This window comes from Rhodococcus sp. OK302 (genome assembly GCF_002245895.1).
Classification (GTDB): domain Bacteria; phylum Actinomycetota; class Actinomycetes; order Mycobacteriales; family Mycobacteriaceae; genus Rhodococcus_F.
Genome location: NZ_NPJZ01000001.1, coordinates 1,209,074 through 1,227,950 on the forward strand (window position 1 = coordinate 1,209,074; position 18,877 = coordinate 1,227,950).

14 protein-coding genes are annotated in these 18,877 nt (G+C 62.2%); 5 read left to right on the forward strand and 9 right to left on the reverse strand.

The window, feature by feature from the left end; translation table 11 throughout:
• Positions 1 to 36: 36 nt before the first annotated feature.
• Positions 37 to 972, forward strand: coding sequence for a DMT family transporter (locus BDB13_RS05400; protein ID WP_094270739.1), 936 nt, complete (start codon positions 37 to 39; stop codon positions 970 to 972).
• Here BDB13_RS05400 and BDB13_RS05405 read toward each other — a convergent pair whose 3' ends face one another.
• The 3 genes from BDB13_RS05405 to BDB13_RS05415 form a co-directional block, all read right to left on the reverse strand.
• Positions 973 to 4,275 carry an arabinosyltransferase domain-containing protein gene (locus tag BDB13_RS05405; RefSeq protein WP_094270740.1) on the reverse strand — a complete coding sequence of 1,101 codons (3,303 nt, stop codon included), beginning with the start codon at positions 4,273 to 4,275 and terminating at the stop codon, positions 973 to 975.
• Between the two features lie 108 nt (positions 4,276 to 4,383).
• The gene (locus BDB13_RS05410) at positions 4,384 to 7,659 is read right to left on the reverse strand and encodes an arabinosyltransferase domain-containing protein (RefSeq protein ID WP_094270741.1); all 3,276 of its coding nucleotides are present in this window, start codon (positions 7,657 to 7,659) and stop codon (positions 4,384 to 4,386) included.
• Between the two features lie 49 nt (positions 7,660 to 7,708).
• Positions 7,709 to 7,978 carry a helix-turn-helix domain-containing protein gene (locus tag BDB13_RS05415; RefSeq protein WP_094270742.1) on the reverse strand — a complete coding sequence of 90 codons (270 nt, stop codon included), beginning with the start codon at positions 7,976 to 7,978 and terminating at the stop codon, positions 7,709 to 7,711.
• A gap of 52 nt (positions 7,979 to 8,030) precedes the next feature.
• Between BDB13_RS05415 and map the strand changes: the two genes are divergently transcribed.
• Complete coding sequence (gene map / locus BDB13_RS05420; protein ID WP_094270743.1) at positions 8,031 to 8,792, forward strand: type I methionyl aminopeptidase; 762 nt, start codon at positions 8,031 to 8,033, stop codon at positions 8,790 to 8,792.
• Here the strand turns inward: map and BDB13_RS05425 are convergent, their stop codons facing one another.
• Complete coding sequence (locus BDB13_RS05425; RefSeq protein ID WP_094270744.1) at positions 8,793 to 10,652, reverse strand: DUF6541 family protein; 1,860 nt, start codon at positions 10,650 to 10,652, stop codon at positions 8,793 to 8,795.
• 349 nt (positions 10,653 to 11,001) lie between these two features.
• On the opposite strand from BDB13_RS05425, the gene BDB13_RS05430 reads away from it, so the two are divergent.
• Positions 11,002 to 11,715: an MspA family porin gene (locus tag BDB13_RS05430; RefSeq protein ID WP_094274695.1), complete on the forward strand. Its 714-nt coding sequence runs from the start codon at positions 11,002 to 11,004 to the stop codon at positions 11,713 to 11,715.
• A gap of 23 nt (positions 11,716 to 11,738) precedes the next feature.
• Here the strand turns inward: BDB13_RS05430 and BDB13_RS05435 are convergent, their stop codons facing one another.
• The 5 genes from BDB13_RS05435 to BDB13_RS05455 form a co-directional block, all read right to left on the reverse strand.
• Positions 11,739 to 12,389 (reverse strand): hypothetical protein, encoded by a 651-nt coding sequence (locus BDB13_RS05435; RefSeq protein WP_094270745.1) that lies wholly within the window; start codon positions 12,387 to 12,389, stop codon positions 11,739 to 11,741.
• Positions 12,390 to 12,446: 57 nt separating this feature from the next.
• A complete protein-coding gene (locus BDB13_RS05440) occupies positions 12,447 to 13,055 on the reverse strand; it encodes a TetR/AcrR family transcriptional regulator (RefSeq protein WP_094270746.1) in 609 nt (202 codons plus the stop codon).
• Between the two features lie 64 nt (positions 13,056 to 13,119).
• Entirely contained in the window at positions 13,120 to 14,982 is a 1,863-nt protein-coding gene (locus tag BDB13_RS05445) for a galactan 5-O-arabinofuranosyltransferase (protein ID WP_094270747.1), read from the reverse strand.
• A 91-nt stretch (positions 14,983 to 15,073) separates the two neighbouring features.
• A complete protein-coding gene (locus tag BDB13_RS05450) occupies positions 15,074 to 15,835 on the reverse strand; it encodes a decaprenylphospho-beta-D-erythro-pentofuranosid-2-ulose 2-reductase (protein ID WP_094270748.1) in 762 nt (253 codons plus the stop codon).
• On the reverse strand, positions 15,832 to 17,265 hold the full coding sequence (locus BDB13_RS05455) for an FAD-binding oxidoreductase (protein ID WP_094270749.1): 1,434 nt from the start codon (positions 17,263 to 17,265) through the stop codon (positions 15,832 to 15,834). The genes BDB13_RS05450 and BDB13_RS05455 overlap by 4 nt, the downstream gene beginning before the upstream one ends.
• A 30-nt stretch (positions 17,266 to 17,295) precedes the next feature.
• On the opposite strand from BDB13_RS05455, the gene BDB13_RS05460 reads away from it, so the two are divergent.
• Together BDB13_RS05460 and BDB13_RS05465 are read left to right on the forward strand one after the other, a co-directional pair.
• On the forward strand, positions 17,296 to 17,805 hold the full coding sequence (locus BDB13_RS05460; RefSeq protein ID WP_094270750.1) for a GtrA family protein: 510 nt from the start codon (positions 17,296 to 17,298) through the stop codon (positions 17,803 to 17,805).
• A 54-nt stretch (positions 17,806 to 17,859) separates the two neighbouring features.
• A complete protein-coding gene (locus tag BDB13_RS05465) occupies positions 17,860 to 18,873 on the forward strand; it encodes a PIN domain-containing protein (protein WP_094270751.1) in 1,014 nt (337 codons plus the stop codon).
• Positions 18,874 to 18,877 lie beyond the last annotated feature (4 nt).

The following is an 18,877-nucleotide window of genomic DNA, read 5'->3' on the forward strand; positions in this document are numbered from 1 at the left end:
TTGTGCTGAATAGTTAGCAATAGGAACATTGTCGTAGTGACGTCTTTGACCGGTACGACTACCGGAACACCCAACCCCGCCGGAATTGCTCAGGCACGCATCGACCCTCGAGTGCTGGTCATTGCCGGTGCCGCAGCGATTTCCGTCAGTTCGATACTGATCAAACTCGCCGATGTCGGACCGTCGACGGCTGTCTTCTTTCGCTGTTTCCTCGCGCTGCCTCCTCTTGCCTGGATGGCGTGGCATGAATGCCGCAGGGTGGGCATGCCCACCCTCAGGGCAGTGATCCTGCAATTGTTCGGCGGAATACTGCTCGGCGTGGACTTCGCACTGTGGTCGCAGTCCATCCTGATGATTGGTGCGGGCATCGCGAGCGTCGTCGTGAATGTGCAGGTAATCGTGGTACCGGCGCTGTCGTGGTTGATACTCGGCAATCGGGTTCCGCGGCGATTCCTGTTCGCATTGCCGTTCCTGTTCGGAGGCATTGCCCTTGCCGGCGGTGTGATCGGTGGCGGGGTCGCGGGACCGGACCTGATTTGGGGAACAGTGTTGTCCCTGGTCTCCGGAATCGCTTACGGCGGATACATATTCATGGTCGGCTTCACCGGGGCGTCGGATCGAGCCGCTAGTCAGGTATTGATCTCCACGATCTCGGCGGGTATTGCCGGTTCCATGATCGGATCACTGTGGGGGCGGATCGATTTTGTTCCGGGCTGGGAAGCGTTCTTCTGGCTCGTCGCGCTGGCTCTCGTCGGTCAAGTATTCGGCTGGGTGTTGATGGGCCGTTCGCTCCCGCGGCTTTCCGCCGAAGTCGGAGCGACACTCCTACTCATGCAACCGGTACTCGCCGTCTTTCTGGCAGTTCTCCTCGTCGGTGAGCGGCCCAGCGTTATGCAGCTACTCGGGTGCGTTGTCGTCGTCGGTGCGGTATCAGCCGTCTCCGTCAAACGCACCCGAGCAGTACCGGCCTGACTAGTGCACCCGCATCTCGCCCGGAATCCAGCTACCCGAGCGGGTGGCGGTGCCGGTGTCCACAACTGCCGCAGTGGCATTCGGGAAGAAGCGGTCGTAGCGCTCGAGTGAGCCCCAGTCGCGGGACCAGTCGTCCTTCAGGAACGTCGGGACAGTGGTGGCACTGGCGAGTACCTCGGTGAATCCGAGGGGGCCGCCGTTGTCCGCGGACTGCCAGGTATCGGTGGAGCTCACGGCCAAGGGGCGGTCCGGAAGGATCCGGAAGTTCGGCATCTCGGCAACACCGTTCAGATGCGAGAACGGGCGCTGGCACGGGAACTGAAGGCCCACAGCCCAGTCCAGGAGGACCGGCTGCTCGGTACCGAGGTACGAGTTCAGGGACTCGAGCTTGGGGACACGCGGCGGCGTGAACGCCATCCACTGATCGCCCGTCAGGTTGGGATCGAATGCGACCACCCGGACGGCGTCGGCGTCGGCGGAAAGTTCGTCGATGGGGATCCGAACATTGCGCCACGACGGGGCCGGCCCGATATCGCGAGGCAGGTACGTGCCCTGCGCCGCGACGGTTCCGTCGGACTGAGTCTTGCCGTACTCGACCAACAGGGATTGTCCGTAGGTGACTGCGCCGGTGATGTCGACGGACCAGACACGCCCGGCGACCGACATGACGACGAGGGGCGATTGTTCACTGCGAGCAGGTAATTGGTACCAGCTCGAGGTGAGTGAGGCGGGCTCTTGGACTCCGGTCTGGTAGCTGCCCATGATGGGAGTAACCGCCGGGTCGAGGCCGAAGGGAAGCTTGGCGGTGCTGCCGTTGGCGCCGACGTTGCCGGTGCCGCCGCTGGTACCCGCACCTGATCCAGTCACGAAGCTGGGGCCGACGCTCTGGTTGTCGGTGTTGCCCATGCCCTGTTTGACTTCGATGTAATCGGCAGTCAGATCGGTGGGAACTCCATTGGCGGAGAAGCCCTTCGCAGAGGCGCCGGACAGGGGATCCTCGGCATTGGCCTCGGGGGTGGGGATGACCCGAAGGTTTCCGGAGTTGACGTCGGTCTCTACGAGAACGTCGTCAGCCATGCCACAGGTTTTTCCGGCGAGGGCTTCGATGTTGCTGCGACCCAAGGAGTATGCCGGGTACTGCGAGATTGCGCCCTTGAGGAGTGAGAGCACTGCAAAAAGGACCATCAGGCCGGCGATCACGGTGAGTGGTGCTGCCGCGAACTTGCGAATGCGCTTGCCCTTGACGGTGTTCGGCTTCTCGGGTGCCGGCGCGAATCCTTCGCGCAAGTACTGCCACGCCGCCACTGCCAGTGCGAGAGCGAAGAGCCCGAGGAAGAGAGTGTTGGACTCGCGGCCGTTGAAGGACACCGTCTTGTCGAACCACGGCACGCCATAACTCGAGACGTACCAGTAGCCGTTGATGCCGGCAAACGTCAACGCCAACATCAGCAGGAGCCCGGCAACGAACACCGAGCGGTTACGACGCGACCGCAGAGCAGTCGCGGAAACCGCGACAGCCGTCAGGGCTGCGAGGGAACCGGCGATGCCCGCATACGCACCGAAGTGGTGAGTCCACTTGGTGGGGTTGAACATCATCAAGAAGATGGTGCCGAAGACGACTCCCACGAGGCGCCAGGACGGACCCGTCGCAGCACCGGGAACGCGGCCGCGACGCAGCATCACGAAGAGTGTGGTGAACAGGCACAGGATCATCGTCAGGAACGCGAAGCGGCGAGCCACGGAACCGTCGACGGTCTCGACGAAGAGGTAGTAGTACCGCAGGAAGTCCTTGTACCACTCGAGGTTCGGTCCGATGATGGTGCGGACGCGGGTGGCTTCGAGGACACCGGCCAGGGTTTGATCCGCGAAGATGACAACGAGCACGATGGTGCCCGCTGCCATGATCGGTGCGAGCAGAGCTGCGGTGCCGACTTCGCGGTGACGCTTGACGACGATGCGGATCAGCGGGCGAGCGCCGGCGAGAAGCGCTGCGATACACATCAATCCGGTGGGCGCGGCAGCCAAGGTGAAGGCTCCGACCAAAACTGCGATGGCGGCCGGGAACAACCGGCCGGTGGCGATGGCGCGCTCGATGGAGCACCACGTCAACAGTGCGCCGAGTGCAACGATCGGTTCGGGGCGCAGGCCGTTGTTGTAGGCGAGCCAGAACGCGAGGAAGACCATGCCGCCCGTCCACAGAGCGACGTTGCTCCGGCGGACGGCGCGTCCGAGCCGGGGAACAACTTCACGGCTGATGACCATCCAGCACAGGATTCCGGCGATCAATGCCGGCAGGCGCATGAACGGGCTGGCCGTCGAAACCTGGGCCATCGCGGTCAAAACGTCGTAGTACCAACCGAACGGGGCCTCGGGGACACCGAACCAACGGAAGTAGTTGGCCATGTATCCGGCGTCGGGGGCGACCCGGGCCATGGTGAGAAGGTAACCGTCGTCGGCGGTGTTGGCGCCGATGAAATGCCACAGCACCAAGGTTCCGACTACGACGCCGTCGAGACCGGAGAACTTCCACCAGCGCGCGGGGAAGAAGCGTCGGTGGGTGCGGCCGTCGGTGCCGTCGAGTTTTGCGAGCGCAACCAGCGCGATGATGGTCGAGATGGCTGCGGTGATCATGGCGACGAGCTTGAGCGTCGTCGGGCTCGAGGAGAATCGTGAGTCGACTGTCATCGAGAAGCCGAGGCCTTCGGGCGCTGCGCCGTCGGGCAGATCGCTGAAGACGCCGACGACCTGGGGCCGGAAGTCGCCGTCGAGTTGCCCGCGAAGCGGATTGCCGTCGGGGTAGGTGAGTCCGACAAATTCGGCAGCTGTCCGATTGATGTCGGAGTTGAAGGTGATGGAGGTGCATCGACCCGATTCGACGTCCTCGCGCGTAGCCGACGCCACCACTACATTGCGGTCCAATACGTCGACGTTGGTAGCGGATACCCGGACGAACATGGAACTGAGTGCCGCGCCGGCACCCTGAGCGGGCGCAGTCGAGAGAAGGATGCCGCCGCCTTCAGGCAAGGATCCGACGCTGCTGCAGGGGATCGATGCGTTGACGTCGATGGGGACCTGGGCCATCAGCGGCGCCTCGACATCGCCGATGACGCCGTTCTGCGGCCAATTGACCGCCGCTGTCGTTTGGGTAACCGGCAGCAGCGGCGTAGCCAGCGCCAGGAAGAACCCGATGAGGCCGGCGACAATCGCAACCAATCGGGTTCGCCGGAAGAGTTCGCGGGCATCCGGACGGGATGGCGGCGGCGAACTCGGAGCTACGGGTGACACTGTTACGACGTCGGGCACGGCTACCGATGGTATGCGAGCGTGACGCGTGGACCTACGCGCCCGTGGGATTAGTAGGTCCACGCGTCACAGCATTGGCTGCATCCAACAGCTACGGACAGGCGATAGTTACGACTGATTCCGAATCGGTCCGGGAGTCCAGGTGCCGGAACGCGTTTCCGTGGTCACGTCCAACTGTGCTGGGACTGCAGTGGGATCGAGCGGCGTGTACTGCTCGAGTGAACCCCAATCGCGATCCCAGTCGTTGTTCAGATACGTCGGAAGTGTCGTCGCCGCGAGCAGTTGGCTGGTCCATCCCAGCGGTCCGCCGCCGAGGTGGTCTTCCCACGCGTTGGTGGATTCCGCGCCGATACGGTCGGGCAGGATGCGCCAGTTGGGGACCTCGGCCACGCCGTAGAGGTGGTCTACCGGCCGCTGGCACGGGAACGCCAAGCCCACAGCCCAGTCCATCAGTACCGGATCGGTGGATCCGACGACGTCCTGGAGCGTCCGCATCGTGGAAACCCGTGGTGGGGTGACCGCAACCCACTGCTTGCCGCCGATGTCGGTGTCACTGGCGACCAGACGCACGGTGTCGGCGTCGCCGGGAAGTTGATCCATCGGGACCCGCAGGTTGCGCCACGACGGTGACGGACCGATGTCGATCGGATCGACGTGTCCCAGAGAAGTGACGCTGCCGTCGGGCTGTTTCCGGCCGTATTCGACCTGAAGTACCGCGCCGGGTGTGACGATGCCGTCGGAGTTCACGTAACGGATGCGTCCGGCGGCGGCGATCGTCAGCACGGGTGCCGCGTCACTACGTTCGGGCAAGCCGTACCAACCCGTTGTGAGCGAGGCCGACTGCGAAGCGCCGTAACTACCCAGGACCGGTGTGGTCGCCGGATCGAGGCCGAACGGGAGAGCGACATCGCTGCCGTTGATTCCGGCCCCGGACGCCGCACCACCCGCGGTTCCCGCTCCGGTGCCGGGGTTCGATGTGGTGGATGTGTCGGTGGTGTCGAGGCTGTTGGCGCTGCCCGCAGTTTTGTCCTCGGCGTCGGCGGTGAGATCGCTCGCCACGCCGTTGGGCCGGAACCCGACGGCGTCACTTGCTCCGAAGGCGCCTCCGCCTTGGAGATCCGTAGGCCGGTCGATCAGCGTGAGCAGACCGGCATTGGGATCGGATTCGACCAGAACTTCGCCGGCCAAGCCGCACGATCCACCGAAGACGGATTCGATGTTGGACTTGCCGATCGAATACGCCGGATACTGCGCGACCGCGCCCTTGAGCAGGGACAACACCTCGAACAATACGACGGCAGCGGCTGCGATCGTCAAAGGTGAAGCGGCAAGTAACCGGGCGGTCTTGCCGTTGTTGTCGTTCTTTCCGTTCTGGAGGGGTTCACGGACGTGGTACCAGGCCGCCAACAACAGAGCGAGAATCGTCAGGCCGAGGAATCCGGTGGAGAAGCCCTTGCCGGCGATGGACGGCGGCTTGTCCCACCACGGGACGCCGTAACTCGAGACGTACCACCAGCCGTTGGAACTGGTGAACGCCAGCGCGAGAATGAACAGGATTCCGGCCGCAAAAAGTGCTCGGTTCCGTTTGGAGCGCATGCTCGACGCACTCACACCGACCGCCGCCAGCACCGCCACTGTCGCGGCCAGACCGGCGTACACACCGAAGTGGTGAGTCCACTTCGTCGGTGTGAACTGCATGAGGAGCAACGACGCGAACACGATGCCGAGGATGCGCCGGGACGGTCCGATCGCGGTTCCGGGAATGCGGCCCTTACGCAGGATCATCATGACGCAGAAGACGAGTCCGAGGAGCATGACGAACATGCCGAATCGACGGGCCAACGAGCCGTCCGGAGAGATGGTCATCAATGCGTCCCAGCGGACGCGCTCTTCGAACCACGGAACGTTGGGTCCGATAGCCGTTCTCACCCTTGTTGATTCGAGTACCGTCGCCAAAGTTTGATCGGCAAAAACAGCAACGAGCACTACGGTGCCCGCCGCAAGGATCGGCATGATCTGGGAGAAGAATCCCACTCGTTTGCCCCGGGCCACCAGGATTTTCACGATGGGACGTGCCCCGGCCAGCAGTGCGCCGATCGCGATCAGTCCCGACGGACCGGCAGCGAGGGAGAATGCGGCAATCAGAACTGCCATAGCCGCTGGGAGTAATCGACCCGTGGCGATAGCGCGCTCGATGGAGCACCACGTCAGTAGAGCGCCGAGGGCAATGATCGGTTCGGGGCGCAGGCCGTTGTTGTACGGCAACCAGAACGCCAAGAACACAAGCCCGCCGGTCCAGATGGCAACCTTGTTGCGGCGCACCGCAACTCCGAGCCTCGGAATGACCTCGCGGCTGATCACCATCCAGCACAGGATCCCGGCGATCAACGCGGGCAAGCGCATCCACATGCTGGCAGTGCTGACCTTCGCGAGCGTCGCGAGGACGTCGTAGTACCAACCGAACGGGGCCTCGGGTACACCGAACCACCGGAAGTAGTTGGCCATGTATCCGGAATGCTCCGAAACCCGCGCCATACCAAGCAGGTAACCGTCGTCAGAAGTGTTGGCGCCGAACACATGCCACAGCAGCAGGGTTCCGATCACCACGCCGTCGATGCCGGTGAATTTCCACCAGCGTGACGGAAGGAAGCGGCGGGCGCGGCGGCCGTCGACGCCGTCGATCCGATGCAGCGCGTACAGCGAAACGATGGTGGACAGTGCCGCCACGATCATCGCGAACAGTTTGATCAGTGTGGGACTGGACGAGAACCGGGAGTCGACGTCCATGTGGACGGACAGGCCGGCTGGAGCAGCGCCCTGTAGGTCGGTGAAGATTCCGACGACCTGGGGGCGGTAGTCGCCGGTGAGAGTGACCGGGGCCCGATCGGTTCCGGTCACGGAGGCGACGGTCTGTTGGTAGTCGCTGGTGATCGTGATCGCGGTGCATCCGCTGAGTTGATCGAGCGGCGCCGAGATCAGGAGTGAATCGCGGGTCAGTGCTTCGAGGCTGTCAGCGGTAGTTCGGACCGTAAGTCCTCGCGCATCGTGGTCCGGCGCACCGTTCGGCATGGTCGAGACCAGCGTGCCGCCGCTTTCGCCCAGTTGACCGATGGTGGAGCACGGGATGGTGATGTCCAGTGCCGTCGGCGAGTACGAGATGAGCGGCGCCGAGACGCTGTTGAGCGTGCCGTCTTGCGGCCAGTTGATGCTCGCTGCTTCCTGCTTGACCGGAAGAAACGGGGTTGCGAGAGCCAGGATCAGTCCCAGGAGGCCGGTGACTATCGCGATGAGTCGTGCCGTCCGGACCCGGTGGGCGTCCGACTCGTGTGGAGTTTCGGGACCAGGCGGGAGAGGTTTCGGGGGTACTACTACTTCAGACGGCACAAGGAACGATGTTAGGCGAGTATCGCCCGTCACATCCTGAGAGATGGACTCAGGATGCGGCTTTTTCTCGCAATTGCGGCGTTTCGAGTGTCTTGGCGAGCGTGTCGAGTGAAATGCCCAACACTTCGGCAACTGCGCTGATAGTGAAGAAGGCCGGTGTCGCGATGCGGCCTGTCTCGATCTTGCGCAAGGTCTCCACGGATATTCCGGCATCAAGTGCCACCTGGACCATGCTCCGGTCGCCGCGTGCAGTGCGCAGGAGTTCGCCCAGTCGCTGTCCTCGTTCGAGTTCTTCCGCCGTCAACGGCACACGCACCATGTGCCTATAGTAATACCGGTATAGTTATTCGAACAAGGGATGGTGCTTCGCGATGGTGGAACTGAAAACCGCAAGAGAGATCGATGCAATGGCGGCCGCAGGCAAGATCGTTGCGGACGCTTTGGCGGCGGTGCGAGAAAATGCTCGCGTCGGCGTGACGCTACTCGAGTTGGATGCGATCGCCGCAGACGTCATCGCCGGGGCGGGAGCATCGCCGGTGTTCCTCAACTACGCGCCCCACGGGGCATCGCCGTTTCCCGGTGTCATCTGCGCCAGCGTCAATGATGCTGTCGTGCACGGCATTCCGGACGCATATCGACTGAAGAATGGTGATCTTGTCAGCATCGACGGCGGAGCGAAACTCGACGGGTGGTGCGGCGACTCGGCTATCAGCTTCGTTGTCGGGCAAGGGCGACGCGAGGATCAGGCATTGATCGACGCCACCGATCAGGCTCTGGCACTGGGCATTGCGGCCGCGGTGCCCGGAAATCGATTAGGAGACATCGGTGCCGCGATCGGAAATCACGCCCGCAGTCTCGGGTACGGGATGCTCGCCGATCACGGAGGTCACGGCATCGGGCGCGAGATGCACGAGGACCCCCACGTTGCCAATGAAGGTCGCGTCGGCAAAGGCCTGCGACTTCGACCCGGCCTTGTCATAGCTATCGAACCGATGCTCATCGCCGACGGTACCGACGAATATCGCCATGACTCCGACGGCTGGACACTGCGGACGTTGACCGGCGCACGAGCCGCCCACAGTGAACACACCGTGGCGATCACCGCGGACGGACCGCTGATTCTGACTCGGTAACTAGTTGGTGGTTTTTCCGTTCACGAGGCTCCGAACATCCCACACCCAGACGTCGTCGACAGGCTTGGCGTCGAAGCCCACCAAATCGTTGACAGTCTGGCGCAGGGCGTTGTCGTCGTCAGCTTTGGGGAGCACGAGGACGTCGGCGTGCCAGAACTGGAGATCTGTCAGTGCATTGGCGCGGGTAGTTGCGTCGATGGCAGGGATCTGGCCGGTTTCCTTGGTCTTCACCAAGAGTGACGAGGTGGGACGTGACTCGGCTCCGTAGATGCCGCCGCGGGTGATCGAATGCGGGCCGACGAAGTAGCCGCCGGCGATCGGGAATGCAAAATCGGAGTCGACCTGCCACTGCATGGCACGCACTTCTTCTCCGTTGGATACGGGCACCGATACAAGAGAGCCGTCGCTGACGTACTGCTCCCACGATCCGCTGGTGATGAACTCGGGAGTGGCGGGGCGTTCGACGGTATCGATGCGCGTCGGAATGAGAACAACCGATGCGATCGCCAACACGATCAACCAGGCTCCGGGCACGATGCGGCGAGGGACGCGAGGATCTCGGATCTCCACCAGCGCGCGATACGTGCCGAGTGTCAGAAGCAGTCCGATGGCGGGAATCGCACCCATCGCGAAGCGGGATTCCAGAACCGACTCGAACAGGGGCAAGTGCGCCAGGAACTTCCATGGCAAGGTGATGCCGGTGTGATCGCCGTTGTACACAAGCTCGGATCCCAGCGACAGCACGCCCATGAAGACGATGACAGCGGCGCCGGCACGAACGAGCTTGTTCTTCCACATCCACACGGTTCCGCCGAGGATCAGCATGACGATCGGCCAGCCGAAGTACGAGTTTTCCTCGGTGGGGTTCATGCGGAACTCGGCGCCGTTCGAGTCACCGCCCACTGATTCGGTCGGAAGGGTGGTGAATGCCCCAAAGTCGGCTCCGGCTTGACCGTGGCCGACGCCGTCGTAGCTGGCGGGGCCGAAGAACTGTGAGTACAGCGGAATTGCCGTGATGAGAATGGACACGATCGCGCCGACGGCCAGGCCGGGCAAGCTGCGCCGGATCGCGGCTCGCGCTTTAGTGAGATCCGAGCACGCGTAGGCCGCGCCGAACACGAGCGCGGACATCGTGAAGATGAGAAGCGGTTCTTCGCCGAGGAAGATCTGCCAGGCCATCAGCAGTCCCAGGATGATGCCGTCCCGGACCGGCTTGGTTCCACGTGAAACGCGGATGACCTGCATGAAAATGAACGGAATTACGAAGAAGCCGACAAAGTTCGGGTGCCCGTTGGCGTGCGAGATCATGGCCGGGGCAAATCCGCAGAATGCGCCACCGACTGCGGCTGCAAATTTGATGCGGAGGGAATCGCCGGTCAGTACGTGACGGGAGAAGGTCCAGTACCAGGCAATTGCGGTACCAGCGAGGCCTAGCGTCAACCCGATCGCGTACGCCGGTGTCGGACCGAAGATCAGCGTGAGCGGCGCCAGCGGCATGCTGATGCCGAACATCGCGGTGTTGGCCATCAGATTCACGCCGAGCGGGTAGTTCAGCAGATCGCTGTACAACGGCGTGCGGAACTGCGAGAGAGCGTGAGCCGTATCGGCGAAGAACCATTCCCACATGGACTGGTCGCGGCCGGCATTGACCAGGTATCCGGATTCCAGATTGCGCCAGAGGTTCGACATCACCCACACCGCAGCGAGGACGAAGATCACCATGATCGCCAGATCGATCATTCGACTGCGGTTGACAATTCTGCTGCGGTTGACAATTCTGCTGCGGTTGATGACTGAGCGGACCCGCCCGGGGGTTGCCTCGACCAGCTGTTGTCGGTCTTCGGGCACAGTCTCGGTCATGCAGTCGGGGCCTTCCGGATGTCATCCACGTCAGCGGTTACGAGGTGGCAACTCATGTATCGATTCGGTAACTTATCCCGTCAGCCTAACGAACAATGTGTTCACAGTTCGCCGACAGTGCGGTGAGCGGGACATTTGTGACACGTTCATTCACTGATTTCGGATCCGACGTGCTCGGATCGAGATCATCAGCCGTCGCCGTTTGACGGCTTTGTAACGGGGGTACCTCCGAAGGGTCTTGCTCGAATTCGTGCAACTCGAATTCGTTCACACAGCCCCGACGAATCCGGTTCTGTCCACGAACCGGAAATACGTCCGGGGCCACTACCGGACGGGATGGTGCTTGTGCATGACGACTACACGGGCTTGTGACGGCGCAGTGACTGAGAACAGGGCGGGAAGAAAGTCTCGTATCGGCGTGGTCGGGGCAGTCGCAGCCCTTGCCATCGCCTTAGGCAGCACCAGCGCATCGGCAGGCGTCGACAACGCCAGTTCGATTGTCGACTCCAAAGGAAACCGGATAGAAGTCCTACAAATGGACACGTCAATCCATACCGTTCCGCCGCTCGACAGTTCCCCGCTCAGCGTCGAGTTCTTCCACGACGGAATTGCAAGCGTAAAGATCGACGGACCCGATGCCGACGGTTTCACAGGCACCAAACTGACGATCGGCTATCAGATCGGTTACCCGATCGCATTTACGGGCGCCACGGTGTCGCTGTTTTCCCCCAACCTGGACTGGGCCCTGGCGGCCGACAACCATCTGAATATCGGCATTACGCCGAATCCGACGCTTGACATGAATGTGGGCGGTACTGCGGGAATCGGTGGCAACATCATTCCGTCGCAGGAACTCGATCTAGATCTGGCGCCGGGCGGAATCACCGATGTCACATTGCTGTCGGACCAGGAGTTCGACGGTCCGGAGGCGACGGTGCGATTGTCGGGAGTTCACGGGTACGTGCAGGGTGCTCTTGGTCCGGTAACCATTCGGCCGTATGCAAAGGCCGTGACATCTCGTGGCGACACGGTAGTTACTTACGGTGCCCCGCAGCGACTTTGAGGATAACGTGGCTGCTCTCGCCGTTACGCTGCAATAGCGTGACGGCGAGAGTTGTTGCTACCCTGCGTATTCGGCCTGGTTTTTGCGTCGACACCCGACCAGCTGTGTGAACGAGAGAGTCGAACGATCTTCACGACGATCGCCGTCGACGCCCAGACCGTGCACACCGCCGTCACGAGGAGCAAAACCATCCAGTCGTGAGCGAAGAGTCCGATGATCGCGCCGATCGTGAAGGCGAGCGACACATTCACGACGCGTCCGGAGGTATCTGACGAGAGTAGGAACTCCACAGCAGGCTCGATGCTGTCAGAGGCTCCGTCCTCCTGCGAGGGTTGTTCCTGCACAGGTAGATCCAAGAGGTCGCCCCACTCCTGGAGTGCGACCGTATGCGCAGTGTCCGCGGGAAGGTCGTCAGGAGGTCGTGCGGCGGAGACATCGATCAGAGCGCGCGCCAGAGTGAGCACTTCGACGCGATGGCGGATGGCAACACCCAGCAACTCGTGGAACGCTTGCTCCGCGCCGTACGGCCGCCCCCGCGCAATGACAAGAGTGTGCTCCGCTGCATCCAAGATTGCGCGATGCGGAACCAATTCGCGACTTGGCGCAAAGAGTTCGCTCAATGTCATCACCTGCCCCGGCAAGATGGTGGATGCAGTTGCTGTCAACTGCGCCATGTAACAGCCGAATACCCCGGAGATGACGGCGACAAACTCGGTGTGAACGGTTGGGACTTACCTCGCCGGCGCGGGTGCGTTCAAGGCCCCGAGGCAACTCTCGATCAGATCGGCGACGATCGGCGCAGACTCTGCCGGTCCGTGAATTCTGCCTTCCCAGGTGGCAAAAGTAACGACACTGAGAACCGCCAGCGTGCCCGTCCGCAACTCCGCAATATCAGCCGGCAACGGGGACATGGACTCGATCCGGCGTCGCACGTCCCGGAAACTCTCAGCACGCATGTGTTCACGGATGGTCGACGACATCGCCGGATCAAAAATCGACTGCACAAGGAACCGGGCGTACAAACTGTGCTCACGTTCGATGGTTTGCTCTGCCAACGGCAGGATCAACGCTTCGACCAGTTGGCGCATGGTGGGAGGCTGCGGCCCGAGGTCGATTGCGTCGAGGAGTTCGCGTCGGCGCTCGCCGGCGGGCTTCATCCGCGAATCGACCACCGCCGTCAGAAGTCCTTCACGTGAACCGAAATGGTACTGCGCTGCCGACTTATTCGCCTGCCCCGCTTCTGTCTGGACATCACGCAAGGTCATTGCGGCCAGGCCGCGCTCTGCCACCAGTCGCTCGGCCGCATCGATCATTGCCGCTCGGGCATCGGTTCTCGTCACCGTATGAAGTTAGGGTGCGGACGGCACTGCGTCAACGCCCTCGTCAGGAAGCCCGCTGTGAGGTCTATCCCGGTCGGCTTGCGCCGGTGCGGGTTACCACCACAAAGGGTCCCTGCTCGGTAACCGTGAACTGCGGACTGCCGAACAGTTCTTTCGGGAATGTGACTGTGTATCGGCGAACATTGGGATCGTTGGGGTACACGTCCTCGGCCAGACGCAAGGTGTAGCCGTCGGCTCCCTGGCGGAAGACAAAGGCGTCGGGTGCTCGCCAGGGTGCGGAATCCAAAGCCGCAATCAGCTCGTCGGACGTATCGAGTTCCGACCACTTCTTGATCAGCTCCGCGCGAGCGCGGAAGTCCGCCAACGGATTTGCGTAATGCGATGTGAGTCCCTGAAACCCGAAGTACGGGTAGAAGCTCAAAAACCCGATGTCGGCCGTCAGCACCACGAGGTCATGGGGTTCGCGGCCCAACTGTTCACGAATGATGCGATCGATGTCGGCGTAGTTCGCTTCGGCTCCGGGCGGACGTTTGTCGCCGCGCTCGCCGTTGCCGTCGGTATCGCTGTAGGCGACAGCGATATCCGGAGCCAATACCTGCGGGATGTTTTGCGCGAAAGCAATTGTTCCGATCACGCCGAGCGCAACCAGCACTGCCTTGACCCGAGGATTCTCACTGGTGGCCAACACAATCCACCCGGCGAACTCGAAGAACCCGAACACGCCGGCTGCTGCGAGGAGGGCAATGAGTACGGGTTCAAGCCGGAATCCGAGGAGGGTGGTGCCCGCGACGGTGACCGTCATAGACAGCAGAGCCCACAGGTAGACGGAGATAACGCCGATTCCCAGCGCGCGTGCGCGGCGTGAGAACAGGAAACGGGAAATCAGCCAGACGGTACCCAACATGCACAGTGCGCCGACGAGTGAGAATTTCAGCATCGGGAAGGGCAGTACCGCACCGGAATCCGGCAGGTAGTGCATCGCCGTGCCGGACTCTGCCGTAGCGCCGGAGAGAGCCTTGATCAGATAGGGAGCCCACACGATCAGCGCGACCAGTCCGGAGATTACTGCGATTGCAGCCAAACGAATCAGCGGCCCCAGAGCAGCTTTCCACGAGTTCTGAGCCCGTGCGGCGAGTACCGCGGCAACGACCGCCATCAACGTCACGGCAAAGGCAGTGAACCCGAGATACAAGGTGTAGACGGTTGCGGCGAATCCGAGGAACAAGCCGGTGCCCAGAACAGCGCCCGCTCCGGCGAAGCGTTGTGCGCCCGGCCGATCCAGCGCGCCCCAGGCCAAGATCAGCACCGGCGGAATCAGCAAGTTGACGACGGCGCCGTAAGCCTCGGGAGAGTTGTACGCCAACACGACGGCCGTGACGGCCAACGCAGCGACAACAGCCCAATCGCGTCGAATCAGCTTGGTCCACAACACGAGTGCAACGACGGCGACAACTGCCAACGAGCCAATTGCGTAAGGCTTGAAGGCTTCCCAGCCGTCCATTCCCAGAAGGTTTGCTACCCGCCCGCCGACCCAGAACCAGCCGGCCGGATAGTAGGGCGGCAGATCGACGTATGTCATGTCATGCAGCGCAGCAGAATCCGTGAGCCGGGTCAGATACTCGGTGCGGAACTGTTGATCGACGGAAACCCCGTGCAGATACAAGGTTGTCGCAGCGAGGGGAAGTCCGAGCGTCGTCGTGACGAATCCCGAGAGTCCGGCCCACGACAGGAGTTTCGCGAAACGTTCGGCTTTCTGCGCGCGGAACATCAGGACTGCGATACCGATAACGGCGATGCAGACAACCTGCAGGACCGTCGTGACAGCCTGCGTGACATTCGACGACGTGAAGGCCGGCCAGTCGACCTTGCTGAAAGCGAACAGTCCTACCGCCGCAACGACGACGGCAACGAGTGCTGCGAGCAGCATTTCCACGACCGTCGCCGCGGCATTACGCCACGGCGACGGGGGGATCGTTGTTAGAGCTGGTTCGGCTGTTGTCTGTGACACGAAAATGAGCTTAGACGGGCAGCTTCCGGAAAACCGCGCGCGGGACGTGGCGCAGGCCCATCATCACGAAGCGGAACGGACCCGGAGCCCAGACAATTTCCTTGCCCTTGTCGGACGCTGCAACAGCGAGCTTCGCGACGTCTTCCTTGTTGACAGTGAGCGGCGCTTCCTTGACGTGTGCGCTGAACTTGGTGCGCACCATGCCCGGCCGTACCACCGTCACGCTCGGCCCGAACTCTGCCAACGCCTCGCCGAGGCCCAGGTAGAAGCCGTCCAAGCCGGCTTTGGTGGAGCCGTAGACGAAGTTGGCGCGCTTGACGCGCTCACCGGCAACCGAGGACATCGCGATGATCTTGCCGAAGCCCTGAGCCTTCATCTTTTCGCCGATCAACACGCCGACGGACACTGCAGCGGTGTAGTTGACGTTTGCGACCAGCACAGCTTTGCGCTGGTTCTGCCACAGTTCCTCGGGGTCGCCGTCCAGACCGAACGCAACGATCGCGACGTCGACGTCGCCGCCGGACCATGCCGCGTCGATGACCTTGGGGTGGCTGTCGAAAGCCACGGCATCGAAGTCGACAACCTCGACCTTGGTGGCGCCCTTGGCTTCCAACTGCTTTACCGCAGCGTCGCTGCCGGGATCACCGGGGAGCGTCGCCAGAATGACGCGAACCGGCGCCTTCTTCAGGTACTCCTCGCACATGGCGAGGCCGATCTCAGATGTTCCACCGAGAAGCAAAACAGTTTGCGGGTTACCTACAGCGTTGATCACAGTTCCAGCCTTCTGGACATATCGGAGGCGAAAACGCCTGTGGGGTCATACTTTCGGCGCGTCGCGATCCACTCGTCGATGCGCGGGTACATGGCGTGGAAGGTTTCTGCGGACGTACGCGAATCCTTGGCCGTGTACAGGCGTCCACCGAATTCGAGGACACGCTTGTCGAGTTCGGTGACAAACTCGTTGAGCCCCGGCTTGATGCGGAAGTCGACGCAGATGTTCCAGCCCGGGATCGGAAAGCTGAGCGGTGCCTGATTGCCCTCGCCGAACAGCTTGAACACATTCAGGAACGAGTGGTGCCCGCTGCGCTGAATGTCGACGATGATCTTCTTGAACTCTTCGACAGCCTCCGGCGGCACCACGAACTGGTACTGCAGGAATCCATTGGATCCGTAAGCACGGTTCCACTCACCGAACATGTCGAGCGGGTGGTAGAACTGCGTCAGGTTCTGGACTTTGCCCTGGTAGTTGCCGGCCTTGCGGAACCAGACCTCGCCGATCGCACTGAAGTTGAACTTGTTGGCGAGGCCGTTCGGGAAGACGTCGGGGAACGTCAGCAGCTGCGGCGCGTCGAACGCGAGGGGGTTCTTCTGCAACTTGGTGGGAAGCTGATCGAGCTTCGCCAGGGAGCCACGCGAGACTGCCGCGCGGCCGAGCTTCGGGGGCGCGGAGATCGCGTCGAACCAGGCGCTCGAGTACTCGTAGTTGGCTTCGCTACCGTCGCTGTGCAGCGCGATGGTCTCGTCGAGTGTGTGGGTGACATCGCCGTCGGCGATGAAGTACGCCGTTTCGGTAGGCGTCATCTTGATCGTCGCGCGCAAGATGATGCCCGTCAGGCCCATGCCACCGATGGTGGCCCAGAAGAGAGCAGCCTTGGGATCGTTGCGCCCGCCCTTGGGGGTGAGGGTACGAACCTTGCCGTCGGCCGTCAGCAGATCCATCGACACGACGTGGTTGCCGAAGCTGCCCGCGCTGTGGTGGTTCTTGCCGTGAATATCGGAGCCGATAGCGCCGCCGATCGTGACCTGGCGAGTACCCGGCAGTACCGGAACCCACAGGCCGAACGGCAGAGCAGCCTTCATCAGCTGATCCAGATTCACTCCGGCGTCGACGTCCACCAAGGCGGTGTCACGATCGATCCGATGAATACGGTTGAGCGCATTCATGTCGATGACCAGGCCGCCGGCATTCTGCGCCGGATCACCGTACGAGCGGCCGAGACCGCGCGCGATGACACCACGTCGCAAGTGCGACGGCTTGGACTCGTTCTTTTCCGCAACCTGGGCAACCGCGCTTGCGATTACTTCCACGTCGGGGGTGGACAACACCTGTGCGGTGGTGGCGGCGGTGCGTCCCCAACCGGTGAGGGTGCGGGCTTGGGTGTGGAGAGCCTGCTGCGGCGTCTCTTCTGCTGTCGTGGACATCAAGGTAGAGGTTACCTGGGAGTAGTGCGGATGGCTTCGGCTCGAGTGGTTACTCTCGTCGTCGTGCCTGAAACGCCTGCGAACCACCAGCACGAACCCCACGTCCCGTTGCCGGTGGAGATCCCCGTCACGACGGACCTCGCCGATGACGCACTCGACCTGAAAACGCAGATCATCCGGTTCCTTGTCACCGGTGGGCTATCGGCGGTCGTGGACTTCGGGCTGTACGTCTTCCTGTTCAAAGTGGCCGGACTCGATCTGAGTGTGGCGAAGGCGATCAGTTTTGTCGTCGGAACTACGACGGCCTATCTGATCAACCGACGGTGGACGTTCAAGGCCGAGCCTTCGCGCGCCCGATTTGTGGCTGTCGTAGCACTGTATGCCGTGACTTTCGGGATCCAGGTCGGACTCAATGCCGCGATGAACCATATTTTCGACGACCAGTGGTGGCGTCTACCCTTGGCCTTCGTCATTGCGCAGGGCACCGCGACGGTCATCAACTTCGTCGTTCAGCGGGCTGTGATCTTCAAAATCAAGTAACGGTTCGGGGTGAATTAGCGTATTCGTCCGGTTTCTTGAGAGAGAATCGAGACCATGATCATCGTCCTCGATTCCTCCGCCCTGTCTCGGGGTGCGCGGTTCGACAATTCCATTGCCGACGCCAAGGCCCGCGGACTCCGCGTAGTAGTACCCCACCTGGTAGTTCTCGACGTAGCCAACCGCTACCGCGCGGAATCCGCAGAGATGATCGCCGCGCTGAGTGCGTCGGCACGGATGTACGACCGACTCGGCCTACGCCGAGACCTCACTCGATTCATCGACGCCGCCCACGACAAAGCTGACGGGTATATCCAAGACGTTGTGGACGATCTCCGGCAGATCGGAGTCGAGGTTGTCGATCCAGTCGACGTGTCGCACGTCGCGATCGCCGAACGGGCAATCGCGATGCGCCGGCCGTACGTCGACAAGAAAAAGCGCGACGGGTATCCCGCGACACTGAACTGGCTGACGGTGCTCGATCTTGCCGACCGGAACCCGGGCGTCGAAGTGCTCTGGGTGAGCGACGATGCGCGCGCGTTCGGGGACTCCAGCGATGCGTCGTGGCACGAAGATCTTGTTCGCGAACTCGAATCGCGTGGACTTGCCAGTCACGTCCGGTGGGCGCAGGAGTTCCCCGTATTCGACGGGCCGGCGCAGATCGAGAAGTTTATCGAGGCGGACGTTGTCACGCCGGAACCGGTTGCGCCGGTGGTAGCTGCGGTGACAATTGCGACTGACGTCGTTGCGGTGACAATTGCGACTGACGTCGTTGCGGTGACAATTGCGACTGACGTCGTTGCAGTGGAAGTTGTCGAGGAGTTCGTCGAAGAGCGTGTGGTTGCTGCGGTACCGACACCTGTTGCACGGGTTGCTCCCGCCTCTGCGCCGGCACCTGTCGCTAAGCCTGTGCAGCGGGCCGCTCGGACCCGAGTTGCACCGCAGCGCATTCCACCCGCTCCGAAAGCGTCGACCGGTGGTTTGCGCAATCTCGGCAAGGTCATCGGCGGGCGGAAGAGGAAAATGACGATCGTCGAGGATCTTGACGAAGTCGACCTCTTCGGAAGCTGATCGC